This window comes from Nocardioides nanhaiensis (genome assembly GCF_039542785.1).
Taxonomy (GTDB): Bacteria; Actinomycetota; Actinomycetes; order Propionibacteriales; family Nocardioidaceae; genus Nocardioides; species Nocardioides nanhaiensis.
The window spans coordinates 67,544-92,354 of record NZ_BAABIM010000003.1; the positions used below are offsets into that span (position 1 = coordinate 67,544).

At 74.4% G+C, this 24,811-nt stretch carries 29 protein-coding genes, 1 other RNA gene and 1 riboswitch; of the genes, 12 read left to right on the top strand and 18 right to left on the bottom strand.

The features are described from left to right. Positions 1 to 9: 9 nt before the first annotated feature. Positions 10 to 232: riboswitch (cobalamin riboswitch) on the bottom strand. A 46-nt stretch (positions 233 to 278) separates the two neighbouring features. The 3 genes from ABD948_RS14275 to ABD948_RS14285 are packed head-to-tail and all read left to right on the top strand — an operon-like array spanning position 279 to position 1,863. Beyond that, positions 279 to 554: a hypothetical protein gene (locus ABD948_RS14275; RefSeq protein ID WP_345266962.1), complete on the top strand. Its 276-nt coding sequence runs from the start codon at positions 279 to 281 to the stop codon at positions 552 to 554. A 56-nt stretch (positions 555 to 610) separates the two neighbouring features. Further along, complete coding sequence (locus ABD948_RS14280; RefSeq protein WP_345266964.1) at positions 611 to 943, top strand: ArsR/SmtB family transcription factor; 333 nt, start codon at positions 611 to 613, stop codon at positions 941 to 943. Continuing rightward, positions 943 to 1,863 carry a cation diffusion facilitator family transporter gene (locus ABD948_RS14285; RefSeq protein WP_345266966.1) on the top strand — a complete coding sequence of 307 codons (921 nt, stop codon included), beginning with the start codon at positions 943 to 945 and terminating at the stop codon, positions 1,861 to 1,863. Before ABD948_RS14280 ends, ABD948_RS14285 begins: the two co-directional genes overlap by 1 nt. Before the next feature lie 21 nt (positions 1,864 to 1,884). Here the strand turns inward: ABD948_RS14285 and ABD948_RS14290 are convergent, their stop codons facing one another. The 3 genes from ABD948_RS14290 to ABD948_RS14300 are packed head-to-tail and all read right to left on the bottom strand — an operon-like array spanning position 1,885 to position 4,149. Then, positions 1,885 to 2,910 (bottom strand): CobW family GTP-binding protein, encoded by a 1,026-nt coding sequence (locus ABD948_RS14290; protein WP_345266968.1) that lies wholly within the window; start codon positions 2,908 to 2,910, stop codon positions 1,885 to 1,887. Between the two features lie 11 nt (positions 2,911 to 2,921). Next, positions 2,922 to 3,179, bottom strand: a complete 258-nt coding sequence (rpsR, locus tag ABD948_RS14295) for a 30S ribosomal protein S18 (RefSeq protein ID WP_345266969.1) — start codon at positions 3,177 to 3,179, stop codon at positions 2,922 to 2,924. Between the two features lie 37 nt (positions 3,180 to 3,216). Further along, on the bottom strand, positions 3,217 to 4,149 hold the full coding sequence (locus ABD948_RS14300) for a LysR family transcriptional regulator (protein WP_345266971.1): 933 nt from the start codon (positions 4,147 to 4,149) through the stop codon (positions 3,217 to 3,219). Positions 4,150 to 4,242: 93 nt separating this feature from the next. On the opposite strand from ABD948_RS14300, the gene ABD948_RS14305 reads away from it, so the two are divergent. Next, positions 4,243 to 5,373: an SLAC1 family transporter gene (locus ABD948_RS14305; RefSeq protein ID WP_345266973.1), complete on the top strand. Its 1,131-nt coding sequence runs from the start codon at positions 4,243 to 4,245 to the stop codon at positions 5,371 to 5,373. On the opposite strand, the gene ABD948_RS14310 is transcribed toward ABD948_RS14305, so the two are convergent. Continuing rightward, positions 5,343 to 5,789, bottom strand: a complete 447-nt coding sequence (locus ABD948_RS14310; RefSeq protein WP_345266975.1) for a hypothetical protein — start codon at positions 5,787 to 5,789, stop codon at positions 5,343 to 5,345. The genes ABD948_RS14305 and ABD948_RS14310 overlap by 31 nt on opposite strands. Positions 5,790 to 5,917: 128 nt before the next feature. Here ABD948_RS14310 and ABD948_RS14315 point away from each other — a divergent pair, with 128 nt between their 5' ends. Next, a complete protein-coding gene (locus ABD948_RS14315; protein WP_345266976.1) occupies positions 5,918 to 7,237 on the top strand; it encodes a YibE/F family protein in 1,320 nt (439 codons plus the stop codon). A 43-nt stretch (positions 7,238 to 7,280) separates the two neighbouring features. After that, the gene (locus ABD948_RS14320; RefSeq protein WP_345266978.1) at positions 7,281 to 7,955 is read left to right on the top strand and encodes a vitamin K epoxide reductase family protein; all 675 of its coding nucleotides are present in this window, start codon (positions 7,281 to 7,283) and stop codon (positions 7,953 to 7,955) included. A gap of 25 nt (positions 7,956 to 7,980) precedes the next feature. Here the strand turns inward: ABD948_RS14320 and ABD948_RS14325 are convergent, their stop codons facing one another. The 3 genes from ABD948_RS14325 to ABD948_RS14335 all read right to left on the bottom strand — a co-directional run bounded on the left by ABD948_RS14325 (position 7,981) and on the right by ABD948_RS14335 (position 9,404). Beyond that, positions 7,981 to 8,439: an SRPBCC family protein gene (locus ABD948_RS14325; protein ID WP_345266980.1), complete on the bottom strand. Its 459-nt coding sequence runs from the start codon at positions 8,437 to 8,439 to the stop codon at positions 7,981 to 7,983. Between the two features lie 98 nt (positions 8,440 to 8,537). Continuing rightward, entirely contained in the window at positions 8,538 to 9,173 is a 636-nt protein-coding gene (locus ABD948_RS14330; protein ID WP_345266982.1) for an alpha/beta hydrolase, read from the bottom strand. Positions 9,174 to 9,224: 51 nt separating this feature from the next. Continuing rightward, entirely contained in the window at positions 9,225 to 9,404 is a 180-nt protein-coding gene (locus ABD948_RS14335) for a hypothetical protein (RefSeq protein ID WP_345266984.1), read from the bottom strand. A 180-nt stretch (positions 9,405 to 9,584) separates the two neighbouring features. Here ABD948_RS14335 and ABD948_RS14340 point away from each other — a divergent pair, with 180 nt between their 5' ends. After that, positions 9,585 to 10,490, top strand: a complete 906-nt coding sequence (locus ABD948_RS14340; protein WP_345266986.1) for an SDR family oxidoreductase — start codon at positions 9,585 to 9,587, stop codon at positions 10,488 to 10,490. An 8-nt stretch (positions 10,491 to 10,498) separates the two neighbouring features. Here the strand turns inward: ABD948_RS14340 and ABD948_RS14345 are convergent, their stop codons facing one another. After that, positions 10,499 to 12,322 (bottom strand): sensor histidine kinase, encoded by a 1,824-nt coding sequence (locus tag ABD948_RS14345; RefSeq protein WP_345266988.1) that lies wholly within the window; start codon positions 12,320 to 12,322, stop codon positions 10,499 to 10,501. Between the two features lie 94 nt (positions 12,323 to 12,416). Here ABD948_RS14345 and rnpB point away from each other — a divergent pair. After that, positions 12,417 to 12,799, top strand: an RNA gene (gene rnpB, locus ABD948_RS14350) — RNase P RNA component class A. A gap of 131 nt (positions 12,800 to 12,930) precedes the next feature. Then, on the top strand, positions 12,931 to 13,641 hold the full coding sequence (locus ABD948_RS14355) for a histidine phosphatase family protein (protein WP_345266990.1): 711 nt from the start codon (positions 12,931 to 12,933) through the stop codon (positions 13,639 to 13,641). 49 nt (positions 13,642 to 13,690) lie between these two features. On the opposite strand, the gene ABD948_RS14360 is transcribed toward ABD948_RS14355, so the two are convergent. The 4 genes from ABD948_RS14360 to ABD948_RS14375 all read right to left on the bottom strand — a co-directional run bounded on the left by ABD948_RS14360 (position 13,691) and on the right by ABD948_RS14375 (position 17,807). Then, entirely contained in the window at positions 13,691 to 14,224 is a 534-nt protein-coding gene (locus ABD948_RS14360; RefSeq protein WP_345266992.1) for a hypothetical protein, read from the bottom strand. A 153-nt stretch (positions 14,225 to 14,377) separates the two neighbouring features. Then, a complete protein-coding gene (locus ABD948_RS14365) occupies positions 14,378 to 15,223 on the bottom strand; it encodes a transglutaminase family protein (RefSeq protein WP_345266994.1) in 846 nt (281 codons plus the stop codon). Then, on the bottom strand, positions 15,223 to 16,149 hold the full coding sequence (locus tag ABD948_RS14370; protein WP_345266996.1) for an alpha-E domain-containing protein: 927 nt from the start codon (positions 16,147 to 16,149) through the stop codon (positions 15,223 to 15,225). Before ABD948_RS14370 ends, ABD948_RS14365 begins: the two co-directional genes overlap by 1 nt. Beyond that, complete coding sequence (locus ABD948_RS14375; protein WP_345266998.1) at positions 16,146 to 17,807, bottom strand: circularly permuted type 2 ATP-grasp protein; 1,662 nt, start codon at positions 17,805 to 17,807, stop codon at positions 16,146 to 16,148. The genes ABD948_RS14370 and ABD948_RS14375 overlap by 4 nt, the downstream gene beginning before the upstream one ends. Positions 17,808 to 17,918: 111 nt before the next feature. On the opposite strand from ABD948_RS14375, the gene ABD948_RS14380 reads away from it, so the two are divergent. The 3 genes from ABD948_RS14380 to ABD948_RS14390 are packed head-to-tail and all read left to right on the top strand — an operon-like array spanning position 17,919 to position 19,032. Then, the gene (locus ABD948_RS14380; protein WP_345267000.1) at positions 17,919 to 18,509 is read left to right on the top strand and encodes a copper resistance CopC family protein; all 591 of its coding nucleotides are present in this window, start codon (positions 17,919 to 17,921) and stop codon (positions 18,507 to 18,509) included. Positions 18,510 to 18,518: 9 nt separating this feature from the next. After that, entirely contained in the window at positions 18,519 to 18,701 is a 183-nt protein-coding gene (locus ABD948_RS14385; RefSeq protein ID WP_345267002.1) for a hypothetical protein, read from the top strand. A gap of 31 nt (positions 18,702 to 18,732) precedes the next feature. Next, positions 18,733 to 19,032 carry a hypothetical protein gene (locus ABD948_RS14390; RefSeq protein WP_345267004.1) on the top strand — a complete coding sequence of 100 codons (300 nt, stop codon included), beginning with the start codon at positions 18,733 to 18,735 and terminating at the stop codon, positions 19,030 to 19,032. 15 nt (positions 19,033 to 19,047) lie between these two features. Here ABD948_RS14390 and ABD948_RS14395 read toward each other — a convergent pair whose 3' ends face one another. The 6 genes from ABD948_RS14395 to ABD948_RS14420 form a co-directional block, all read right to left on the bottom strand. Next, on the bottom strand, positions 19,048 to 20,262 hold the full coding sequence (locus ABD948_RS14395; RefSeq protein WP_345267006.1) for a PQQ-dependent sugar dehydrogenase: 1,215 nt from the start codon (positions 20,260 to 20,262) through the stop codon (positions 19,048 to 19,050). 50 nt (positions 20,263 to 20,312) lie between these two features. Then, positions 20,313 to 21,179 (bottom strand): oxidoreductase, encoded by an 867-nt coding sequence (locus tag ABD948_RS14400; RefSeq protein WP_345267008.1) that lies wholly within the window; start codon positions 21,177 to 21,179, stop codon positions 20,313 to 20,315. Continuing rightward, positions 21,179 to 22,057, bottom strand: a complete 879-nt coding sequence (gene panB, locus ABD948_RS14405; RefSeq protein WP_345267010.1) for a 3-methyl-2-oxobutanoate hydroxymethyltransferase — start codon at positions 22,055 to 22,057, stop codon at positions 21,179 to 21,181. Before panB ends, ABD948_RS14400 begins: the two co-directional genes overlap by 1 nt. A 111-nt stretch (positions 22,058 to 22,168) precedes the next feature. After that, complete coding sequence (locus tag ABD948_RS14410; protein WP_345267012.1) at positions 22,169 to 22,579, bottom strand: VOC family protein; 411 nt, start codon at positions 22,577 to 22,579, stop codon at positions 22,169 to 22,171. A gap of 16 nt (positions 22,580 to 22,595) precedes the next feature. Further along, a complete protein-coding gene (locus tag ABD948_RS14415) occupies positions 22,596 to 23,789 on the bottom strand; it encodes an MFS transporter (protein WP_345267014.1) in 1,194 nt (397 codons plus the stop codon). 81 nt (positions 23,790 to 23,870) lie between these two features. Then, complete coding sequence (locus ABD948_RS14420) at positions 23,871 to 24,794, bottom strand: phosphotransferase (RefSeq protein ID WP_345267016.1); 924 nt, start codon at positions 24,792 to 24,794, stop codon at positions 23,871 to 23,873. Positions 24,795 to 24,811 lie beyond the last annotated feature (17 nt).

The following is a 24,811-nucleotide window of genomic DNA, read 5'->3' on the forward strand; positions in this document are numbered from 1 at the left end:
GGACCTCGTGGAACATGACGCGCCGTGGCCGGTCTCCTGGCTTCCGTGTCAACACGCGGCGACCGACCTTCCCAGGCTCGCGCCCAGTGGCCCGGCCCGTTCCAAGGGTCGTGAGGTGGTGCTCGGTGGTGCTGGAACGGACCGCGGGGGTCGCCGTGCTCGACGGCTACAGTGGCGAGGGCCGCGCCGGCGTCAGACCGGCTTCCCGTGCACCACGGCTCGAGCAACGTACCAGTGATCGATCCGGATCCGTCGAGTCGTGCTCTACGGTGCGGATCGTGGAGACCGAGCACGAGCTGCGGGAGTGGCCGGGGCCGGACGTGCGGCCGCTGGGGTTCATCGCCCTCGGGTTCGCGGTGTTGGCGGTGGTGCTCGGCTACAGCCTCCTCTTCAGCCCGTTCGCCTACCCGGTGGCGGCGTTGGGTGCCTGGCTGGGGGTGGCGGCCCGGAGCGAGCCCGCCGCCCGGAGGCTCGGCACGCTGGCCGTCGGGCTGTCGGTGACCGCGGTCGTGCTCGCGACGGTCATGATGGTCGGGGCCGACCACGGGTGGTGAGATCAGCTGATCGGTACAGCGTGGCCTGAATCCAGGATCCGCTGTACCGTGACCCGGTGACCGCCACCGCCGTCGTCTCACTCGACGCCCTCGTGCGCTTCGGGCGCGCCCTCGCCGACCCGACCCGCGCCGCCGTCCTGCTCGCGCTGCGCGACCAGCCGGGCTACCCGGCCGAGCTCGCGGAGCAGGTGGGGGTGAGCCGGCAGTCGATGAGCAACCACCTGGCCTGCCTGCGCGACTGCGGGCTGGTGGTCGCGGTGCCGGAGGGGCGCCGCACCCGCTACGAGCTGGCCGACGCGCGGCTGGCGCACGCACTGGGCGACGTCGCCCAGGTGGTGCTCGCCGTGGACGCCGGGCACCAGCCGCCCCAGCCCGGACGGGCCGGCTGATGGGCGCCGGGCACGGCCACGGGCACGGCCACGGGCAGGGGCTGAGCGCGGCCGGGCGGCACCGGTGGCGCCTGGCGGTCGCGTTCGGGCTGGTGGGCACGTTCTTCGTCGTCGAGCTGGTGGCGGGCCTGGTCTCGGGGTCGCTGGCGCTGATCTCCGACGCCGGCCACATGGGCGCCGACGTCGTCGCCCTCGGGATGGCGCTGGTGGCCACCCGCATCGCCACCCGGCCCGACAGCACGGGTCGCCGCTCCTACGGCTCCTACCGGGCCGAGGTGCTGGCCTCGGGCTTCATCGCGCTGATCATGCTCGGTGTCGCGGTCTACGTGGTGGTGGAGGCGCTGGCACGGCTGGGTGAGCCGGTGGAGGTCTCCACGGGACCGATGCTCGTCGTGGGCGCGCTCGGCCTGGCCGTCAACGTGGTCTCGATGGTGCTGCTGCGCGCCGGCGCGCAGGAGTCGCTGAGCCTCAAGGGCGCCTACTACGAGGTGGTCGCCGACGCCGCCGGCAGCGTCGGCGTCATCGTGGCGGGCGTGCTGGTGGCCGCCACCGGCGCGCCCGGCTGGGACACCGGGGTGGCTCTGGCGATCGGGGTCTTCGTGGCGGTGCGCGCCGTCGTCCTGGGGCGCCAGGTGCTGGCCGTGCTCGGTCAGCACGCGCCGGCCGAGGTGCCGCTCGAGCGGGTCGTGGCCGACCTCGAGGCGGTGGCCGGCGTCGACGACGTGCACGACCTGCACGTGTGGACGCTCACCTCGGGCATGGTGGTCGCGACCGCGCACCTCGTCGTCGGCCGGGAGGCCACGAGCCAGCAGGTGCTGGAGGAGGCGCAGGCAGTGCTGCGCGCCGCCCACCGCATCGAGCACGCCACGCTGCAGGTGGAGTCCGCGCCGACGCGCCAGTGCCACGAGGTGACCTGGTGACGGCCGGGAGCCGGTGACCGCTCAGAGGCTGAGACGCCGGTAGCGCTGCAGCCGGCGCGACCCCTCCGGGTCGGGGCGTTCGGCAGGCTGCAGGGCGACGGCGAGCGCCCGCTCGGCCGCCGCGACGTCGAGCCCCGGCCCGAGCAGCACCAGCTCGCTGCCGGCGGTGCGGGCTCGGTGGGTGGCGACGTGAAGCTGTCGACCGACCAGGTTGACCAGGTAGCCGCGGGTCGCGCCGGTCGTGCTGCTGCGCACCTGCACCGTGCCCTTGGCACGGTAGGTGCCCAGCGGCGGGCGCTCCAGCAGGTCGAGCAGGCGACCCGGTGAGACGGCGCCCGGGACGGCGAGCGAGGCCGAGGCGACGTGGACGTGGCCGTGCTCGTCGTCCGGGCGCGCCAGGTCGGCGAGCGTGAGCTGGCCGTCGGGCGGCTCGGGCGCCGCGGCGTCGAAGACCAGCGCCGGGTCGAGGCGGCCGCGGCTGGTGCGCACCAGGGCGGCGTGCGGGTTGACGGCGCGGACCCGCGACTCCAGGTCCCGCAGGGTCTGCTCGGCGGTGCCGGGGGGCAGCAGGTCGCACTTGTTCACCACCACCAGCGAGGCTGCGGCGTGGCGCGGCGGTGGCTCGTCGCGGGTGTCGAGGGTGCGTCGGTGCTCGACGGCGTCGAGCACGTCGACGACGCCGCCGGGCCGCACCCGCTCCACGCCGCTGTAGCGGATGAGCTTGGCCAGCGCGGCCGGCTCGGCCACCCCGCTGGCCTCCACCACGACGACGTCGAGCGCCAGCCGCGGATGGGTGAGCCGCTCCAGCGCGGCGTCGAGCTCGTCGGTGTCGCTGATGCAGCACACGCAGCCGCCGGTGATCGAGGCCGGCTCGTCGACCTGGCCGGTCACCAGGGCGGCGTCGACGTTGATGGCGCCGAAGTCGTTGACGACGACGCCGACGCGGGCTCCCGGGGCGCGCAGCAGGTGGTTGAGCACGGTGGTCTTGCCGGCGCCCAGGTGCCCCGTCAGCGCGACGACGGGGATGCCGGGCAGACGGGTGGGCACGGGAGCCGACGCTACCGGCGGGCCGTGGAGCCGAACGGCAGCAGGGCCATCTCGCGGGCGGTCTTGACGGCGCGGGTCACCGCGCGCTGCTGCTGCGGGCGCAGCCCGGTGAGGCGGCGGGCGCGGATCCTGCCGCGGTCGGAGACGAACGTGCGGAGCAGGTCGACGTCGCGGTAGGTCACGTGCTCGATGCCGGCGTCGTCGAGCGGGTTGCGGCGGGCTCGGGCGGTGCGGGGCCGGGCAGCACGGGCAGGGCGAGGAGCGGTCATGCGCCCACGCTACATGAGAACAATTCTCAACAAGTTGTCAGGTCCGCGCGATGCCCACCAGCTCGCGCACCGGCCCCGGCGGGGGCTGGCGGCCGCCGGCCCACACCGCTCGCAGCGTGCGGCGCAGCCGCAGGTCGAGGGTGGGCACCAGCGCCAGCCGGCCGGCGTCGAGGTCGCCGGCGACGACGGCGCGGCTGAGGAAGGCGGGGGGTCCGCCGGCGACGACGGCGGCGCGCACGGCCGAGCCGGTGGTGAGCTCCACCAGGGTGCCGCCCAGCGCGAGGCCGTGCTCGGCCAGCGCGTGCTCGACCACCTGCCGGGTGCCGGAGCCCTGCTCCCGGGTCGTGAGGGTCAGGCCGGCCACCTCGCCCGGCGTCAGGGGTGAGCGCCGGCGGGCGATCGGTGTCCCGGCGGCCGCCACCAGCACCAGCTCGTCGGTGGAGACGGCGCTCCAGCGCAGGTCGCGCGGCGGGCGGGCGCCCTCCACGAAGCCGAGGTCGGCCTGCTGGTCGCGGACGGCGGTGAGCACGGCGTCGCTGTTGGCCGCCACCAGTCCGACGCTGGTGGGGGTGAGCCCCTCGGCCAGCTGGCGCTCGCGCAGCAGCACCAGCCAGCGGGGCAGCAGGCTCTCGGCCACCGTCATGCTGGCCCAGACGGCGAGTTCGCGGCTGCGGTCGCCGCGCAGCCCCTCGATGGCGTGGTCGATCTCCTCGGCGAGGTCGAGCAGCCGGGCCGACCACTCCACCAGCACGGTGCCCGACGCGGTGAGTCCCGAGCCGCGGGCGCCGCGCTGCACCAGTGTGAGACCCACCTGAGCCTCCACGGAGCGCAGCCGCTCGGAGGCCGACTGCTGGGTGACGCCCAGGGTGCGGGCCGCGGCGCCGATGCTGCCCTCGCGGGCGATGGCGACGAGGAGGCGCAGACCCTCCAGGTCGGGCACCCGGCTCGGGCGTGGGGGAGCGGCAGTCACAGGCTCCACCATAGGCTCATCACAGGCTGAACCTGTGACCTCCCAGGGAACGGACGACTACTGCCCGGCCGTGAGGAGGGCCAGGGTCGAGGGGTGAGCATCCTCGAGCAGGCCTCGGTCGCACCGGTCACGGCGTCACAGCAGCGTGCCGACCGGTGGGCGGAGCGAGTGCGCTACGTGCCGCCGGCCTGGTTCTCCACGGTGATGGGCACGGGCATCCTGGCCGTGGTCGCCGCCTCGCTGGCGCAGCGCCCGTGGGCCGGGCCGACGACCGCGCGGGTCCTGGACGCCGTCGCGGTCGCGACCTGGCTGCTGGCGACGGCGCTGCTGCTCGCCGTCGCCACGGGAGCCGCCCTGCACCTGCGCTGGCACCCCGGCACGGCCCGGGGTCACCTGCGCCACCCGGTGCGGGGTCCGTTCGTCGGCGCTGCGCCGATGGCGCTGCTCACCGTGGCCGCCGGTGCGGTCCTGGTGGGGCCGGGCGTGGTCGGCGAGTCGGTCGCGGTCGACCTGGCACTCGTGCTCTGGCCCGCGGGCACCCTGCTCGGCCTGACGACGGCGCTGCTGGCGCCGTCGAGGCTGCGGGCGCTGCGCGACGCCGGCCAGGAGCCCGAGCCGTTCGCCGGGTGGCTGATGCCGGTGGTGCCGCCGATGGTTTGCGCTGCCACCGGGCCGCTGCTGCTGCCGCACGTGGCGGCGTCGCTGCGTGGCGCGCTCCTGGTGGGCTGCCTGGTGCTGGCCGTGCTCACGCTGCTGCTGAGCCTGCGCGTGGGGGGCCTGCTCGTGGGCCGGGTGCGGTCCCAGGGGCTGGGGCCGGCGGCGCTCGTGCCCACCTGGTGGATCGTGCTGGGCCCGCTGGGGCAGTCGGCGACGGCGGCACACCACCTGGGCGCCGCCGCCCCCGACCCGGCGCTGGGACGCGCCGTCGCGCTCGGCTACGCCGCCCCCGTGCTGGCGCTCGCGCTGGTCTGGCTCGCAGTCTGCGCGGCGCGCACGGCGCGGGCCCTGCGCACGGGGCTGCCGTTCGCGCTGACGTGGTGGGCCTTCACGTTCCCGCTCGGCACCGTGGTCACCGGCACGGTCGCCGTGGCCGACCTCACCGGCTGGTGGGGGCTCGACGCCCTCGCGGGCGGGCTCGCCGCCCTGCTGGTGGCGGCCTGGGCGCTGGTCGCGGTGCGCACGCTGCGCGGCGTCTACAGCGGCTCGCTCTCGGTGCCCGTCTGACAGGCGGTGCCCAGGTACTCGGCGAAGGCCTGCTGCTCGGCGTCCGCTGCCGTGCTCTCACCCGGGTCGGCCACGCCGTCGTCGGCGAGCGCCTCCACCTCGGCCAGCAGCCCCGCCCGCGTGGCGTCGTCCACGGCCAGCCGGGGAGCGAGGTCGCGCACCGCCTGGCTGGCGGCGTCGAGCTCGGTACGGCTTACGCGTGAGTCGTTGGCGCTGTGGTTGGCGGCGACGGCGCCCAGGGTGGCGAAGGCCTCGCAGAACGACAGGTCGTCCACGGGCGGCGCGGAGGTCTCGGGCTGCGCCGGCGCGGTGGTGCCGCCGGCACCGGGGGAGTCCTCCGCAGGGTCGCCCAGCAGCGCGGTGGCGGCCACGACGGCGGCCACCGCGAGCAGCAGCAGGAGGCGACGCGGGTGCACCCGCCGATCGTGACGAGAGCACCGGCCCGGGGCAACTCGGCGCCGACGTCGTCGGCGGCGGTGGGAGGCCCGCACTAGGGTGCGCGCATGCTCCCCGCGCCCAGCCACCACGCCAGGAACCGAGCCTGATGGCGCGTCGCGGAGCGCGCGCCTCCCACCGGGCCCACCGCGCAGGGACGCCGGCCGCCGGCGCCGCGGTGGGGCACGGGCACGGCCACGGTCACGGGGGCCACGCGGAGCTCGAGATCGACCCGCTGCCGCGCACCCTGCTGCTCGCGGCGCTCGCCGTCGTCGGCGTCGTCTCGCTGGTGGGCGCGGTGCTGCTGTGGCCCTCGGGCAGCGCTGCCGACGAGCTGCAGGGCTCGGTGGGCTTCGCCGCCGAGGGGAGCTCCTTCCCCGAGGGCGTGGTCGAGGAGGTGCAGACGCCGTGCCCCGTGCAACCGGCCTCGGAGGGGCCGGGCGGCTCGCCGACGCGGGGCGAGGACTGCGGCAACCTGGTGGTCACCGTCGACGAGGGCGTCGACGAGGGCCGCGAGGTCGTGGTGCCGGTGGCGCCCCAGGTGAGCCAGGCCGGCCTCGAGCCCGGTGACCGGGTGGAGCTGCTGAGGGCGCCGGCACCCGAGGGCGGCGAGGCCTCCATCACCTTCTTCGGCATCGAGCGCTCGGCGTCGCTGTGGTGGGCCGCCGGCCTGTTCGTGCTCGTGGTGCTGATGGTGGCGCGGTTCCGCGGCCTGATGGCGCTCGTGGGCCTGGGGTTCGCGGGGCTGGTGGTGGGCTACTTCCTGCTCCCGGCGCTGCTGGCCGGGGAGCCCGCGGTACCGGTGGCGCTGGTGGCCTCGACGGTCATCATGTTCGTGGTCATCTACACCACCCACGGTGTCTCCATGCGCACCAGCGCGGCGCTGGGCGGCACGTTGGCCGGGGTGCTGCTCACGGCGCTGCTGGCGTGGTGGGCGGTGGGGTCGGCGCGCCTGACCGGCGTCTCCGACGACGGCAGCACCGTGCTCTCCAGCTACGCCGACCGGCTCGACCTGCAGAGCCTGCTGATGGCGGCCGTCGTCATCGCGGGCCTCGGGATCCTCAACGACGTGACGATCACCCAGGCCTCCGCGGTGTGGGAGCTGCGCGCCGCCTCGGCGTCGCTGACCCGGGCGCAGCTGTTCGCCAGCGGCATGCGGATCGGACGCGACCACATCGCCTCCACGATCTACACGATCGTCTTCGCCTACACCGGCACCGCGCTCACCCTGCTGCTGGCGGTCTCGCTGTACGACCGCTCGATCTGGGGCCTGCTCGAGACCGAGGAGCTGGCCAGCGAGATCGTCCGCTCGCTGGCGGGGAGCATCGGCCTGGTGCTGGCGGTGCCGGCCACCACGGCGGTGGCCGTGCTCACCGTGCCGGCGCCGCGCGAGCGGGTAGGCTACGAGACGGCTTCGGACCCCGCCTGACAGCCTCGCCGGGGGTGCGACCGACGACGAGGGAGGGCCCGCGATGAGCGAGCGGCAGGTGCTGGACGAGCCGGTCGACGACGACCTCGACGGCGTCGACGACGGCGATCTCGACCAGGTCGACGCGCCCCCGTTCTCCGACCGTGCCCTCGGGTGGCTGCTGCTGGTCGGCGGTGGCGTGGGGTGGCTGGCCGCCTTCGTGCTGATGATCGAGAAGATCGCCCTGCTCGAGGACAGCTCCTACACACCCAGCTGCAACCTCAGCCCGATCCTGTCCTGCGGGTCGGTGATGATCACCGAGCAGGCCGAGGCGTTCGGCTTCGCCAACCCGCTGCTCGGGATCACCGGGTTCTCGATCGTCACCGCCACCGGCGCCGCGATCCTCGCCGGCGCCCGGCTGCGCCGCTGGTACTGGCTGGGGCTCCAGGTGGGCGTGCTCGCCGGGCTGGCCTTCGTTGCCTGGCTGGTGTTCCAGAGCCTGTACCGCATCGGCGCCCTGTGCCCCTACTGCATGGTCGTGTGGGCCATGACGATCCCGATCGCCTGGTACACGACGCTGCGCAACGCGCGCGCCGGCGTCCTGGGCGCCGGCGTCGCACGCTCCGGCGTCGTCCGGGTGCTGGGGCAGTGGCACCTGCTCGGCGTCGTCGCGCTGTACGCCGTCGTCGTCGTGCTCGCCGGCGAGCAGTTCTGGTACTACTGGCGAACCCTGCTCTGAGCCCAGCCCCTCGTCGCGTGAGGCGTCAGGCGTCGGTCGACGGGAGTGAGCGCAGCGTCTCCTCCAGCTGGTCGGCGGTCTTGTCGCCGATCCGCTTGAGGCCGAGCGGCAGCAGCGGCTCGACCAGCTTCGCCGCACCCTGCGGGTGGAACTCTGCGTGGTAGGTGACCGTCGTGGTGGTCTCGTCACCGGCGAAGGTGATCGTGTCGAGCAGCTGCATCGCCGAGGCGTCGCCGCGCAGCTGGAAGCGCTGCTGCGGCACGTACTCGGTGACGGTGTAGGTGACCTCGGTGCTGTTGCCCAGCATCGAGGAGGTGTTGCGGTAGACCGTGCCCTCGCCCTTGCCGTCCTGGCCGTTGGCGAGCACCAGCTGCGTCCGCTCGGTCGGCGGGTCCCACTGCTCGGTGTGGGTGAAGTCGGTGAGGTACTCCCACACCGCGCTCAGCGGGACGGGGACGGTGATCGTGCGCTCGACGTCCTTCATGGGAGCCTCCTTGATCGGGGGAGCGCTCCCCCGATCGGGGGAGCGCCGAGCCCACCAGTCCCCGTTCACCGATCCGCCACACGTGCGGTGGGGGCCGGCTACTCCCGCGCTGGGTCGTGGTCTGCGAGCAGGTGCTCGACCACGAAGCGTGCCGCGGTGCGCTCGAACTCCCCGCGGTGGGAGAGCATGGCGTGCTTGCCGCCGGCCACCTCGTGCCAGGTGAGCTCGACGCCGGGACGGCGCGCGAGCCTGTCGGCCAGGGTCCTCGACCGCTGCGGCGAGGCGATCCGGTCCTCGGTGCCGTGCACGACGAGGACGTGCCTCCCGGTCAGGTCCACGTCGTCGGTGGCCTGCAGCCACGGGTTGAGGGCCACCACCGTCGTGACCGGTGGCAGTGAGCCGGCCAGCAGCGCCGCGCGGCCACCCAGGGAGTGGCCGACCAGCGCCACCGGCACTCCGGGGTGCCGCTCGCGCAGCTGCCGCACCGCCCAGGAGGCGTCGTCCACCGGGGTGTGGCTGGCGTCCCACCCGCGATGGCTGTTGAGCAACCTGCTGACGGCCAGCCGACGGCGGCCGGCCCGGGCGATGGTGCGCGCGACCGGCAGCATCCTCAGCACCGACAGCTGGGTGGGGCTGACCGCGGGGCTGCCCCGCCGCGATCCGCCGCCGTGCAGGACCACCACGATGCCCGCCGGGTCGCGAGGTGTGGCGACGTCGATCAGTCGTGCTCGCATGCCTTCACTGTGCCGGTGCGCTGGTCACGGCTGGCCCCGGTGGGTGCGGCACTACGTGGCGTAGCGCGTCCAGGTGATCAGGGCGAAGACCGCGCCCACCACCACCAGGAGGGCCACGACCGCGAGCACCGGCGTGACCTGGGGCCGGGGCTCGGCGTTCAGCGGCTGGTCGACGGAGGGGCGGTCGGACCCGTCGGCCTCCGGGGAACGGTCGTGGTCCTGCTGGCTCATGAGGAGTCCTCGTCGTGTGCGCTCGGGTTGTGGAAGCGGCACCGGTAACCCCCGTTGCGAGGCGCACACGTGGGGGTGGGTCGTAGAGGTGCGCGCGTGCCCCGGCATGCCTTCGGGTACTGCCGGGGGCGGTCGCCGGAGCCGCAGCCGACACTCACCGACGAGCCCCCAGGAGGACCTGTGAGCGAGCACGACGAGAGCACTGATCCGCAGCGCCGGCAGCAGCCCGACACCGCGGGGGAGCAGCTTCCCGCACCCGGGACCGGTCGCACGACGACCTCGCGGTTGGGCGACGAGCCCGACCACGGTGAGGAGAGCTACGTCGGTCACGGGCGGCTCCAGGACAAGGTCGTCCTGCTCACGGGCGGCGACTCCGGGATCGGCCGAGCGGTCGCGATCGCCTGTGCCCGGGAGGGCGCGGACGTGGTGCTCACCTACCTGACCACGGAGGAGGAGGACGGACGCCGCACCGCGGAGCTGGTGGAGCAGGCCGGACGACGCGCCGTCCTGGTGCCGGGCGACATCACCTCCGAGGAGTTCTGCGAGGAGCTCGTCGACCGCACCGTGGCCGAGTTCGGTCGCGTGGACGTGCTGGTCAACAACGCCGCCTACCAGATGGCGCAGCCGGGCAGCCTGGCCGACATCACCACCGAGCAGCTCGACCGGGTGATGCGCACCAACGTGTACGCGATGTTCTGGCTCACCCAGCGCGCCCTGCGGCACATGCCTCGCGGAGGCAGCGTCATCGGCACCACCTCGGTGCAGGCCAGCTCGCCGTCGCCACAGCTGCTCGACTACGCCTGCACGAAGGCCGCCATCGTGGCGTTCACGCGCGGGCTCGCCGAGCAGGTCGCACCGGACGGCGTGCGCGTCAACGCGGTCGCGCCCGGCCCGATCTGGACGCCGCTGATCCCGGCGACGATGCCCGAGGACGCCGTCGCCGAGTTCGGCGAGCAGACGCCGATCGGCCGGGCCGGCCAGCCCGCCGAGGTCGCTCCCGCCTACGTGTTCCTGGCCTCCGCCGACGCCACCTACATCACCGGCGAGGTGATCGCGGTGACCGGCGGCAAGCCCGTCACGGTCTGACCCAGCCCTCAGGCAGGGGCGGGGAAGCGCACCCGGAACGTGCTGCCGGAGCCCACGGCCGACTCCACCTCGATCGTCGCGCCGTGGCGCCTCACCACGCTGCGCACGATGCTGAGCCCCAGGCCGGTGCCGCGCTGCTGGCGGGCCCGGGTGTCCTCGGAGCGGAAGAACTCGGTGAACAGCAGCCGCTGGTCGGCCTCCGAGATGCCGATGCCGTCGTCCACCACCGCCAGCACCACCTCGCTCGGCCGGGCGTCCGAGGTGGGTCCGGCCAGGTGCACCCGGATCGTGCCCCCGTCGGGCGTGTACTTGGTGGCGTTCCCCACCAGGTTCGAGACCAGGTGGTCCAGCTGGTCCCGGTCGCCCAGCACCACGGTGGAGCCCGGCCCGACCTCGACCTGGACCTGCTGACGACGCCGGGCGTTCTCGGGGGCCAGCAGCTCCACGATCTCGGTCACCACCGCGAGCAGGTCGACCGGCGCGAGCGGTGGCCGGTCGGCCGGGTCGGCCTCGGAGGCGGCGGTCACGCGCGCCAGCATCAGCAGGTCGTCGGCCAACCGCGTGAGGCGCTGGGCCGCCGACTCCATCGCCGAGAGCGAGGCGACCGCGTTGCCGCCGACCTCCGGGTGACCCTCGAGCATCTCCAGGTGGCCGACGATCGCCGTCAACGGGTTGCGCAGCTCGTGGGAGACCGTCGCGACCATCCGGCTGCGGTAGCCGTCGAGCTCGCGCAGCTGCTGAACCAGCCGGTGCTCGCGCTCCATCAGCTGGGCACGCAGGACGGCGCCGCCCAGGTCGCGACCGACCTCCAGTGCCGCGCCCTCCTCGGCGTCGGACCACGCGAGGCCCCCGCGCGCACGGGTGAGCACCAGCACCCCCACGCACTCCGACCCCAGCCCGAGCGGCACGATCATGGCCACTCCCACGTCCAGCTCGGTGAGCAGTGCTCTCACCTGCTGCTCCTGCTCGGTGGAGAGCAGCGGCTCTCGCCGGTCGGGGTCGATCACGGCGACGCGCTCGAGCTCCCACAGGGAGCCCGCGGCACCGGTCGCCAGGGCCACCAGGTCCGGCGGCAGCTGCAGGTCGCGCCCGTCGGAGGAGTGGACGGCGCTGACGCCGTCGCCCTCGCCGGTGACGTGCATCCACAGGCCCAGCGCACCGAAGCCCTCCAGCAGCGGACCGCGGGCGTCGTCGAGCACCTGCTGCAGCGAGTGGTGGCTCGGCGAGGTGCGGACGGCGCGCCGGGCCGCCGTCGCGAGACGGACCTCGGCGGCCAGCTCCTCGCGCTCCAGCGCCGTGACGACCGCCTGCGCGGCCTGGTCGGCGTAGAGGTCCAGCACCCGACGCTTCTCCGGGCCGGGCACGCGCCCGTCGCTGGGGAGGTCGATGGACAGCGTGCCGCGCAGCCGGCCGTGCGCGTCCCGCAGGGGCGCCGCCAGGAGGTCGAGCGGGTGCCAGGCGCCCTCGGCGTCACTGGTCTCGACGTCGGGGACCCATCCCCACTCGCCCTCGTGGTCACTCATCCGGTCGTGCGGGACGAATCGGAAGCGGCCCCACTCGTCGCCGCGCTCCAGCTCGGCCAGCAGCTCGGCGACCGGGGTGCGGGTGCCCTCTAGGTAGGCGCGGGCCTCCTCGCTGCCCGCGACCGCGGTGACGTGGAGCTGCCCGTCCTCGCGGGCGACGCTGATGGCGGCGACGCCGAAGCCGGCCACCTTGGTGACCCCCTCGGCGATCAGCTGCAACGCCTCGTCGGCCTGCAGCGAGGCCTCTACCGTCGCGCGGCGCCGGATCGGTCGCTCGCCGCGAGGTTCGGGGCTCACCAGCGACTGCATGCCTCCATCCTCGGGTGTCGCGCACGTCGAGTGGCGCACAGGGGTGTGCACGGGGTGTCGCACCGGCGTCGGGCCGCTATCCTGCTGGGGCGAACGGGCTGGCCGGGCGACCGCGTCGTCTGGGAGACCAGGCGCCGAGGAAGGTCCGGGCTCCACAGAGCACGGTGGTGGGTAATCCCCACCCAGGGTGACCTGCGGGACAGTGCCACAGAGAACAGACCGCTGGGTCGCCCTCCTCGGAGGACGGCGCAGCAAGGGTGAAACGGCGGTGTAAGAGACCACCAGCGCGCCGGGCGACCGGCGCGGCTCGGCAAACCCCACCGGGAGCAAGACCGAACAGTGCACGCTCGAGGGCTGCTCGCCCGAGTGCACGGGTAGGTCGCTGGAGGCGGTCGGCAACGGCCGTCGTAGATGGATGGTCGCCCCGCCTGGCCTGAGCCAGGCGGACAGAACCCGGCCTACAGGCCAGCCCGTTCGCACCGGCCGGCCTGCCCGCCGAACTGATGAACGAACGGCCCCGGGCGCGTTCCCGCCAGGCGTGGACGCCGTTGCCGGGGCGTCGTTCGTTCATGGGTTCGGCGCGTGCGCGTACTGCGTAGGGTGGTCGCGTGCGACTGCTGCTCATCCGACACGGCCAGACACCGCACAACGTCGCAGGGGCGTTGGACACCGCGTTCCCGGGCGCGGGGCTGACCCCCTTGGGGGAGGCCCAGGCCGGCGCGGTGCCGGGGGCGTTGGCCGAGGTCGAGCTCGCCGCGGTGTACGCCTCGCGGCTGGTCCGCACCCAGCTGACGGCGGCACCGCTGGCCGCGGCGAGGGGGCTCGAGGTCGTCGTCCGGCCGGGGCTCGAGGAGATCGCGGCGGGGGAGTACGAGATGCGCTCGGACGAGCCCGCGGTGCGCGCCTACGTGGAGTGCGTGGCGGGCTGGATGCGGGGCGAGCTGGGCCACGCGCTGCCCGGAGGCACCGACGGGCACGCCTTCCTGCGGCGCTACTCGGAGGCGGTTCGCGACATCGCGGCCGGCCACGGGAGCACCGACACCGTGGCGGTGGTCAGCCACGGCGCGGCGATCCGGGTGTTCAGCACCCTGGCGGCACGGCTGAGCCCCGAGGTGGCCGCCGACCTCCACCTGATGAACACCGGCATGAGCGTCCTCGACGGTGACCCCGCCTCCGGCTGGGAGCTGGTGCGGTGGCAGAGCGAGCCGCTGGGTGGTGCGTCCCTCCTGGACGCCTCCGCGCACGACGTCACCGGGGAGACCGCTGAGGAGGCTCTCGACGACGTCGACGTCGACGTCGACGACGACGTCGACGGCTGACGGGCCCGACCCGCTGGTCGGCAGCAGCCCAGCGGGTCGAGCCGGGTGATCAGGGCGCCAGGCAGAACACGTGCGTGGTCAAGGTGGCGGCGCCGCCGCCACCGTTGAACACGAAGACCCGCCACCCGGTCGTGCCCTCGTTGCGGGAGGCGATCACCCGGAAGCTCAGGCTGCCGTCGTTGCCGCCGCCGATGACCTGCTCGCCTGGCTCGCAGGAGGCGATCACCGAGCCCGTGGTGCCGGCGGCGATGCTCTCGCCGTTGGAGCGTCGCGTGATCCCGGCGAGCGCGGCGGAGTCGACGCCCTCGTCGGCGACGCCGGCAGCGGTGTCGGCCTGGGCGGCCGAGGGCACCTGGCCGAGCGAGGACTCCTTGACGTTCTTGCCGGTCACCGCGTCGAGGCCGATCTTGGGCCCGACGACGGCGCGGGCCTTGAGGGCACTGCCCGGGATGGAGCTGCGCTTGATGTCGGCGCCGTTGATCTTGACGGCGGCGTAGCTGGCGCCGCCGAGCGCGACGACGAGCGCCAGCATCGAGACGACGAGCGAGAGGGACGGGAGGATCTGGCGACGCGGTGCAGGCATGGTGAGGCTCCTGGTGGAAGGTCGACCGTCCCGGTCGGGACCGCCGCTTCCTGCCTACTCCGATGCGTCCTGGGCCACCACGGCACCGACGGGGCATCGTCCACCGGCCCGACGGGGTGGGCTGGACCGCCCCTCCGGGTCAGTTACCCGCGGTCACGCCAGTCGGGTCAGCTCCACCTCGACGGTCATCGAGGAGGTGCGCGCACCCGAGTAGATGCCGCTGATCGGCTTGACGTCGCCGTAGTCGCGGCCGACGGCGAGCGTCACGTAGCGGTCGTCGGGCGCCCGGTCGTGGGAGGGGTCGTAGCCCTGCCAGCCGTCGTCCCACCACTCCACCCAGGCGTGGGAGTCGCCGCGCACGTGCTCGCCGACGACCGGCTCGTCCGCGGGGTGCAGGTAGCCGCTCACGTAGCGGGCGGGCAGACCCATGGTGCGCAGACCGCCGACGACGAGGTGGGCGAGGTCCTGGCAGACGCCGGCGCGCTGCTGCCAGGCGGTGGCCGCGGGAGCCCCCACGTGGGTGGAGCCCGGCACCAGCTCGAGCTCGTCGTGCACCAGCGCGCACAGGTCGCGCGCGGCCTCGCCCGGCAGGTCGTGGTCGGCGGCGACCTGCTTGACCCGCTGGGCGAAGTCCGTCGTGGGTGCCACCCGCTCGGGCAACGTCAGGTACTCGGTCCACCGGTCCTCCACCTCGCGGGTGCCCAGCGACTCCCAGGTGGCGCTGGGAGCCGGGAGGGGGGAGCGGTGCGTGTGCACGGTGGAGGTGGCCGTCACCGCCATGTGGTCGTGCGGGTCGACCACCTCGAAGGCGGTGACCTGCGTGCCGAAGTAGTCGCGGTACTCGAAGACCCACGGCTTGGGCGAGACCTCGACGCGGGAGTGCACCACGATCTGGTCGGTGGTGGTCACCGGCGTCAACCGCGCCTGGTTGTAGGAGGCGGTGGCCTTGCCCTCGTACTCGAAGGTGGTGGTGTGCACGATGCGCAGCTGCATGGTCATCAGAGGGCTCCCCAGCTCAGCGCCTCGGCGCCGGCGAAGTAACGGCGGGTGACGGCGTCGGTGGCGGTCGCGCAGGTGCGCTGCAACCGCTCCATCTCGTGCGGCAGGTCGGTCATCAGCTCCGCGAGCGAGCGGTACTCCAGCTCGGCCCGCATCCGCCCCAGCATCCGCTGGGCCTCGTTCTGGAACCCGGCGCGCGGGCCACCGGACTCGAGGTTCTCCAGGCACTGCTCGGCGCGGTTCAGCGAGAACACCACCGACCGGGGGAAGAGCCGGTCGAGCAGCAGGAACTCCGCCGCCGCCCGCTCGGTCTCGATGCCGCGGTAGGTGCGCAGGAAGGCCTCGTAGCCGCCGCACGCGCGCAGCGTCGTCGACCAGGGAGCGCCCTGCCCGTGGGTGGCGGACGCCGTCGCCACCAGCCGCGAGGTCATGTCGGCACGCTCGACCATGCGCCCCAGGACCAGGAAGTGCCAGCCCTCGTCACGGGTCATCGTGGCGTCGGCGGTGCCGTTGACCAGCGCAGCCCGCTCGCGCACCCACTGGAAGACGCCCGGCGGGCGGCGCGACTGGAAGTGCCCGGAGGTGATGGCGAGGTGGGTGGTGTTGATGACCTCCCACAGCGGCACCGAGAGCGTCTCGCGTGCCCGGCGTGCGCTCTCACGGGCGGCGCTCAGCGCCGCCGCGATCGACACCGACGAGCCGCCGTCGTAGCAGAGGGTGTCGAGCATCCGCGACATCGTCACGGGGCCCTGCACGTCCTCGACCCCCATGTGCGAGAGCAGACCGTGACAGGTGCTCTCCTCGTCGAGAGCGGTGTCCTCGAGCAGCAGCTGGGTCTGGACGTCGAGGATGCGTGCGGTGTCCTCGGCGCGCTCCACGTACCGGCCGATCCAGAACATCGACTCGGCGATCCGGCTGAGCATCATCGCGCGCCACCCCCCTCGACCTGCTGGGTCCGCCGGACCTGCTGCTGCTGCTGCTGCTCGGCCTGCTCGTGCTGCTCCAGCAGCACCGGTCCGGGCGGAGCGGGCCGGCTCTGCGCGGGAGCGGGCTCGGGCACCTCCGCCGACGCCGACGCCGACGCCGACGCCGACGCGCCGTCGGCGAGGTCGACCGCGTCCTCCCCGGTGCCCTCCGGCTCGTCGTCGTGCGCCGGACCGGCCAGCACCCAGGTGTCCTTCGATCCGCCGCCACGCGACGAGTTGACGATCAGCTCGCCCTTGGCCAGCGCCACCCGGGTCAGCCCGCCGGGCAGCACCCACACGCGGTTGCCGTCGTTGACGGCGAAGGGCCGCAGGTCGACGTGGCGCGGCCCCAGCTCGCCGTCGACGAACGTGGGCACGGTCGAGAGCTGCACGACCGGCTGGGCGATCCAGTCGCGCGGCGAGGCGATCACCTTGGCGCGCAGCTCGTCGAGCTCGGCCTGCGTGGCCCGCGGACCGATGACGATGCCCTTGCCGCCGGATCCGTCCACCGGCTTGAGCACCAGCTCGTCGAGCCGGTCGAGCACCTCCTCGCGCGCCTCGGCGTCACCCACGCGCCACGTGTCGACGTTGCGCAGCACCGGCTCCTCGGAGAGGTAGTAGCGGATGATGTCGGGCAGGTAGGTGTAGACGAGCTTGTCGTCGGCGACGCCGTTGCCCACCGCGTTGGCCAGGGTGACGTTGCCGGAGCGGGCGGCGTCGATGATGCCCGGGCAGCCGAGCACCGAGTCGGCGCGGAAGTGCACGGGGTCGAGGAACTCGTCGTCGATGCGGCGGTAGATCACGTGCACCGGGGCCATGCCCTGGGTCGTGCGCATCATCACGCGACCGCGGCGGCACTCCAGGTCGCGTCCCTCCACGAGCTCCACGCCCATGGTGCGCGCGAGGAGCGCGTGCTCGAAGTAGGCGCCGTTGTAGACGCCCGGGGTCAGCACCACCACCGTCGGGTCGGTGACGCCGGCAGGGGCCGCCGCACGCAGGGCCGCGAGGAGCCGCTGGGGGTAGCCGGTGACCGGTCGGATGCGGTGCCCGCTGACGGTCTCGGGCAGCGCCGCGGTGATGGCGCGCCGGTTCGTCATCACGTAGGAGACCCCGGAGGGCACCCGCGCGTTGTCCTCGAGCACCCGGAACTCGCCGTTGTTGTCGCGGATCAGGTCGATGCCCGAGACGTGCACCCGCACGCCGTTGGCCGGGCGCACGGTGGCGGCCTGGCGGTGGTAGTGCGCCGAGGTGGTGATGACGCGGCGCGGCACGACGCCGTCGTCGAAGACCTCGCCCTCGCCGTACACGTCGGCCAGGAACGCCTCGAGCGCCCGGACGCGCTGCTGCACGCCGCGCTCGATGGTGCTCCAGGTGTCCATCTCGATGACGCGCGGCAGGATGTCGAGCGGGAAGGCCCGCTCCTCGCCGCCGATGTCGAAGGTGACGCCCTGGTCGAGGTAGGCCGCCTGCAGCGCCTCGACCCGACTCACCAGGTCGGGCGTCGTCAGCGCAGCCAGGGAGCTGCGCAACCGGCGGTAGGGCGACCGCAACGAGTCCCCGTCGAACATCTCGTCGTACGCCGGGCCCTGCGCTCCGTACCCCTCGAACATCGCGCTCATGGTGAGCAACGTAGCGACTGCCGCGTGACGAGCGTGTGACGCTCCACCGTGCGTTCCGCGCACGGGCACGCCGGCTGCGCGGCACGCGCGGCTCGGGTAGGTTGGGTGATCGTGCTCACACGAGTCCTCTCGGGCGCCGCGGCCCTGCTGCTCGCGCTCGCCGGCCTGCTGGTCGCCGCGCCGACGGCGTCGGCGCACGAGGAGCTGGCCGCCAGCTACCCCGAGACCGGCGCGGTGATGGACTTCGCGCCCGGCCAGGTGACGCTCGTCTTCACCGGCGAGGTGCTCGAGCAGGACGTCGAGATCGAGGTGCTCTCCGGCGAGGGCCGCGACGGCGTCGACGGCGCCGTGCTCCACGAGGGCACCCGGGTGACCGTCCCCGTGGCCGGCCTGGACGACGGCTACCACCAGGTCCGGTTCTCGGTCGTGGCCGTCGACGGCCATGAGATCAGCGGCGCCTACGACTTCGGCGTCGGCGAGCTCGAGGGCTCCCGACCGCTGGGAGCGGGGACGCAGGAGGGGCTGGAGGCCGAGGCTGCGTCCTCCACCTCCCGGGGGGAGGCCTCCGCCACCGGGTCCGCCGGCCCCGGGCTCGGTCTGATGACGGGAGTGGCGGCGGCGCTGGGTCTGCTGCTCCTCGGTGCGGTCGCGGTGGTGGCGCGCCGTCGGGCGACGGGCCTCGACGCCCCGTCGGGGGAGTAGGTTCACGCCATGGCGTACTGGTACTGCATCAAGCACCACCAGGTCGAGGGCGAGGACGGCTGCCCCAACAAGGACCGGCTGGGGCCCTACGACACCGAGGCCGAGGCGTCGCGCGCGCTGGAGAAGGCCGCGGAGCGCACCGAGGAGTGGGACCAGGACCCGCGCTGGAACGACGAGGCGCAGGAGGACTGAGGCCGACCGGTTCCCCGGTAGCCAGCGAGTCGTGGCACGTCGTCGCAAGATCCGTCCACCCCGCACGGGGTTGCACGGCGAGCGGGTCTCGCCCTGGCCGTGGGTGGGCCTGGGAGCGATGGTCTCGGTCGGGTTCCTCTACGGCGCCAGCGCACTGGTGGCGCCGTGGTGGGCCGTGCTGCTGCTGGCGCTGGGCTGGGTGGCCGGCCTGGTGCTGTGCCTGCGCTGGTGGACGCCGCACCCGCGTCGGCTCGTCGCCGTCGCAGCCGTGGCTGCGCTCGTGTGGTTCGCGGTGCTGGTGGCCGGCGCGCGGTTCCTGGACTGGGGCTGACCTGTTCGACCGGGCTCAGCGGGCGACGGGACGCACGCGCAGGACGGCACCGGGGCTGGCGTCGGTGGTCACGAGCAGGTCGCCGTTGGGTGCCGTGCTGACCGAGCGCAGCCGCCCGAACCGGGTGAGCACCGGCGGCACGGTGGTGCGCTGCAGCCGCCCGCGAGCGTCGAAGCCCAGGAAGACCATCCGCTGGGCGCCGAGGACCGCCATCGCCATCGTGCCGTTCAAGGCCCCCCACCGGCGACCCTGTACGAACATGGCTCCCGACGGCGCGATGGTGGGGGTGCCGGAGCGCCAGCGCGCCGCCACCTGGGGGCCCGGCAGCGACTGGTCGGTCATCGGCACGCTCTCGTCGTAGCCGGGCACGGGGTTCCAGCCGTAGTCGCCCCCGGGGCGCAGCAGGTTGACCTCGTCGTCGCGGAAGGAGCCGTGCTCCACCGACCACAGCGAGCCGTCGGCGCGCTGGGCCAGGCCCTGCACGTTGCGATGGCCGTAGGTGAGCACGTAGCGGCGCGGGCCGGTGGCGCGGGCGAACGGGTTGCTCGGCCAGGGGGCGCCGGTGAGCCGGTTGAGCCGCAGGGTCTTGCCACCCAGGGAGTCGAGGTCGCGCGGGTTGGTGCCCACCGCGGCGTCGCCGGTGCCGACGACGAGCGAACCGTCGCGCGCGACCAGCAGGCGGCAGCCGCCGTGGCGGCCGCTGGTGGTCGGGAACCCCGCCACCAGCGTGCGGGCGCGCGTGGCGGTGCGGTAGTTCTTCGAGAGCCGCCAGGCGATGACGCGCACGTCGGTGCCGCCGGCGGTCCGCCACCCGCTGCACGTGTAGAAGCGGCGGTTCTTCCCGAAGCGCGGGTCGACCTCGAGCCCCATCAGGCCGGTCTCGCCGGACACCCAGACCGAGCGGCTCGGGAAGCGCACGGTCCGGGTGCCACCTCGCTTGCCGGCCACCAGCAGGCGGGCGGTGTCGCGCTCGCTGATGAGCAGGCGGCCACCCGGCAGCGGCTGGACGTCCCAGGGGTTGCGCAGGCCGGTGACCCGGCGGGTCACCCGCAGCTGCGGCACGCGGGCGCGCTCCGCTGCGGCGTCGAGCCGCGCCCCGAGGGCTGCGCCGGTGCCGACGTCGGCGACCGCCGGTGCGGGTGCGCTCGCTGCCACCCCCGGCACGGTGCCCAGCGGCAGCACGAGGGCGAGGGAGGAGACGAGCAGAGCGGCGAGGGTGGACCGGCGCATGAAGCTCACGCTACGCGCTGCTCGGGCGCCGCGGGAGGGCCGAGGTGGGCTCAGAGCGGCCAGGTGACGCCGGTGCGCTCCTCGGAGATCTCCCAGAGCCGGCGGGCGACGTCGGCGTCGCGGGCCTGCTGCGAGCGGCCGACCGGCGCCGGGGCGCCGCGCACACCCTGGAAGCCGCCCGGGCCCACGTAGGTGTCGCCGGGCAGGTCGGCCACCGCGGCGTGCACCGTGGGGCGCGCACCGAACTCGGCGCTGGTCGCGACCACCTTGTTGGCCACCCACATCAGCTTGTTCATCAGCGGGTTGGCGTGGTGGCTCTGCAGGTTGGTGGCCGAGTACCCGGGGTGCGCGGCCATGGCGAGCACCGGTGAGCCGGCCGCGGTGAGCCGGCGCTGCAGCTCGCTGGTGAAGAGCAGGTTGGCCAGCTTGCTCTGCTGGTAGGCGCGGGTCGGCTTGTAGCCGCGAGTCAGGTCGAGGTCGTCGAGGCTCACCTGCGGGCCGTTGTGCAGGCTGGAGGAGACCGTGACGACGCGGCCGGTCACCTGCGGCAGCAGCAGGTTGGTGAGCGCGAAGTGCCCGAGGTGGTTGGTGCCGATCTGGCGCTCGAACCCGTCGGCCGTGCGCCCCTGCGCCACCATCATGATCCCGGCGTTGTTGACCAGCAGGTCCAGCGGCCGGTCCCACGCGTCGGCGAAGGCGCGGACCGACGCCAGGTCGGCCAGGTCCAGCTCGCGCACCTCGACCGACCCGCTCAGCCGTGCGGCGGCGGCCTCGCCCTTGGTGGTGTCGCGGACCGCGAGCACCACGTGGGCACCGGCTCCCGCCAGCGCCCGGGCGGTCTCGAGTCCCAGGCCGGAGTTGCCGCCGGTGATCACGGCGGTACGGCCGGACTGGTCGGGGATCGTGGGGGTGCTCATCAGAAGGTGTGCTCCTCGGCGGGGAAGGTGCCGGCCTTGACGTCGGCGTCGTAGTCGCGGGCTGCCTGCAGGAGGGTGCCGTGCAGGTCGGCGTACTGGCGCACGAAGCGCGGCATCCGACCGGTGCGCAGGCCGAAGGCGTCCTGCCAGACCAGCACCTGGCCGTCGCAGCCGGCGCCGGCGCCGATGCCGATGGTCGGGATGACCAGCTCGCGGGTCACCTGGGCGGCCACGTCGCCGGGCACCATCTCCATGACGACGGCGAACGCCCCCGCGTCCTGGACGGCCCGGGCGTCGGCCAGCACCCGCTCGGCCGTCTCGCCGCGGCCCTGGACCCGGTAGCCGCCGAGGGTGTGCTCGCTCTGCGGCGTGAAGCCGATGTGCGCCATGACGGGGATGCCGCCGCGGGTCAGCTTCTCGATCTGCGGGGCCATCTCGACGCCGCCCTCGAGCTTGACGCAGTGCGCGCCGCCCTCCTTCATGAACCGGACGGCGGTCAGGTACGCCTGCTCCGGCGAGGCCTGGTAGCTGCCGAAGGGCAGGTCGCCCACCACCAGCGCGCGGCGCACCGAGCGGGAGACCGCACGGGTCAGCGGCAGCAGCTCCTCGACCGTGACCGGCAGCGAGGTCTCGTTGCCGTAGACGTTGTTGGAGGCCGAGTCGCCGACCAGGAGCACCTCGATGCCGGCCTCGTCGAAGATGCCGGCGGTGTACTGGTCGTAGGCGGTGAGCATCGAGAAGCGCTCGCCGCGCTCCTTGAGCTCGCGCAGGTGGTGGGTGCGGACGCGCTTGGCGGCTGGCGCCGCCGGTGCTGCCGGTCCTGCCGGGGGTGCGGGGGTGCCGCCGCCGTACGGGGCGGGCTCCTCGGGTGCGCTCATCGTCGAGCTCCTTGTCACCTCGCGGCCGGCGTGCGGTCCACGGGCATGGTGGGGATCCTCAGGAGCGCCCAGGCTAGCCCCGGGGCCGGGCCGACCGCGCTGTGTCGCCGGTCACGCGTCGCCGAAGTCGACCATCCACGAGACGCCGAAGCGATCGGTGACCTGGCCGTAGTGGTCGCCCCACGGAGCGAGCTCGAGCGGGACCGCCACGCTGCCGCCGTCGGCCAGCGCCTCGAACCACCGGGTCAGCGTCGGGCCGTCGTCGGCCGGGCCGCTGAGCATGATGACGCCGTTCGGCGCGTCCGGCGCGTCGTCGGTCAGGTCGGCGAGCATCAGCCTCAGCTGCGGGCCGGCGTCGAGGCTGGCGTGCATCACCAGGTGCTGCTCGCCCTGCGGCAGACCCATGCCGCCGGCGTCGGCGTAGGTCATCGCGCTCGCCTCGCCGCCGAAGACGCCGTGGTAGAAGTCGAGCGCCTCGCGGGCCTCGCCGCGCAGCTGCAGGTAGGGGTTGAGTCCGGGCACGGGTCGCTCCTCGCGGTCAGGGGAGGGTGACGCTACCGGTGCCGGGGCGGCCGCGGCGAGGCCCGCGGGAGGCCGTCGAGATGACCGCCAGCGAGACCAGGGCGGCGACGACGGCGGCCAGCAGCGCGCCGCGCGGCCCCAGGCCGGCGCCGGCCAGGGCGCCGAGCGCGTAGGGCGCCGCGAAGCCGAGGTAGGTGAGGGCGTAGAAGACCGCGACGGTGGCGCCGCGCTGGTCGGGAGCCGCCAGCCGCTCGGTCTCGCGCAGGCCCGAGACCAGGACGCAGCCGTAGGCGGCGCCCAGCACCGGGCCCGCGACCAGCAACAGCCACCGCACGTCGGTGGTGAGGGTCGCGACGCCGAGCAGGGTGCCCACCACGGCCCCGACCAGACCGACCTGGGAGGCCAGCAGCGGGCGGGCGTCGTCGAGGCGGCGGGCGGCGGGCTGCACGAGCACGCCGGTGCCGAGGGTGATGCCGGCCAGCACACCGGCGAAGGCGACGGCGCCCGCGGGGCTGCCGGTGAGCTCGCCCGGCAGGTAGGCGATGGAGATGGCGGCGGACCCGAACACCCAGGGCGCGGCCGGGGCCACGCGGAGCAGGAAGGGCGCGCTGCGGGTGACGGCGGGCACCCGCAGCAGCGGCCGCGGGGTGATGCCGACCGGCCGGGGGCCCGGGACCGGCCAGAGGACCACGGCGGCGACGACGCCCAGCACGAGGTGCGGCACGTAGGAGACCACCAGGGGGGCGGGCACCCACTCGCCCAGCAGGCCGGTGACCAGCGGCCCGACGCCGAACCCGGCGGAGAGCGCGATCGCGGCGCGCTTGGCGGCCGATCCCGGGGCGTCGTCGACCGAGAGCTCGGTGACCCAGGCGCTCGCGGCGGAGAAGACGACGCCGGAGCACGCGCCCGCCAGCAGACGGCCGGCGGCCAGGCCGAGCACCGAGGTGCTCTCGACCATCAGCAGCACGGTGGCCAGGGGCGAGAGGGCCACGAAGGGCAGGACGACGGCCCGGCGACCCCAGCGGTCGGAGGCTGCTCCGCCGACGAGCAGCGCCGGCACCAGGCCGACGGCGTAGACGCCGAAGAGGAACGCGCGGGTCTGGGCGTCCATGCCGATCTCGTCGCGGTAGGCCACGAGCAGCGCACTGAACTGGTTGGCGCCCCACCCGACGGCGAACATCGCGAGCGCCACCCGCTGCCACTGCTTCACGGCCGCCACCGTAGGGGTTGCCGGCGGGTGGCGCTCGGTCGGCCGGGCGGACTGCGCGCAAGCGCCGACTCGGCGGCTCCGTCAGTCGTCGGCGAGGGCGTCGCGCAGGCCGGCGAGCGCGATCTCGTCGTCCGGGCCACCGGGGTGCGGGCCGGCGAACCGGAGGGCGTACTGCGCCACCTCGTCCAGGCGCCACTCCAGCTCGACCAGCCGCAGGACCGCGGGGTCGGCGCCCGCCGCGGCCGGGTCGGGCAGCCAGCGCAGGTCGCGCTCGGGCGGCGCCAGGCGCACCGACTCCCAGTCGACCAGGAGCGTGCGCTGCAGGGTGTCGATCTGGTTGCCGCGGTGCGGCTCGCCGTGCGTCACCACCCAGCGCTCGCGGGTGGACTCCACCTCGGCGAGCAGCCGGGAGTGCTCCTCGACGTCCGCGGTGACGGCGTCGCGGTGCTCGGCCAGGAGCCGTCGGGCGATGGTGCCCAGCGGGCCGGCCCGCCAGGAGGCGTCGTCGTCGAGCGAGGTGGTGAGGCGGCCGGTCAGGTCCGACGGGACGGCGGTGCTCCACGTGGGCAGCCGCCGCGGGGGAGAGGCGCGGTGCAGCCGGGCGAGGGTGCGCGCCGTCGACTCCGCCTGGTCGTCGGTCATCGGCTCGCCGTACCGGCCCGGCTCGCCGTGGACCCACGGCGTGCAGCTCAGGACACCCGGCTGACCCGGGACGTCGACGGTCGGCGTCAGCGCCGTGCTCGGCAGCGGCGCCACCACGGCGTCCAGCGCGAAGGCCAGGTCGGCAGTCGCTGCGTAGGCGTCGTCCAGGACCGACCGCGGGCGGGCAGGCGTCGGCAGGTCGTAGGTGGCGACGAGGGTCGGCCGGTACCCCAGGTCCACCTGCCAGTGCCAGGCCCCGAAGCCGAGCGGGAGGTGGACGGCGGTCGTCGCGTCCGGCAGCCAGTGCTCCCGCACCAGGGCGAGGACGGTGTCCTCGCCGAGACCGGGCGGGGGTTCACGCACGCGACGACCTCACGCCG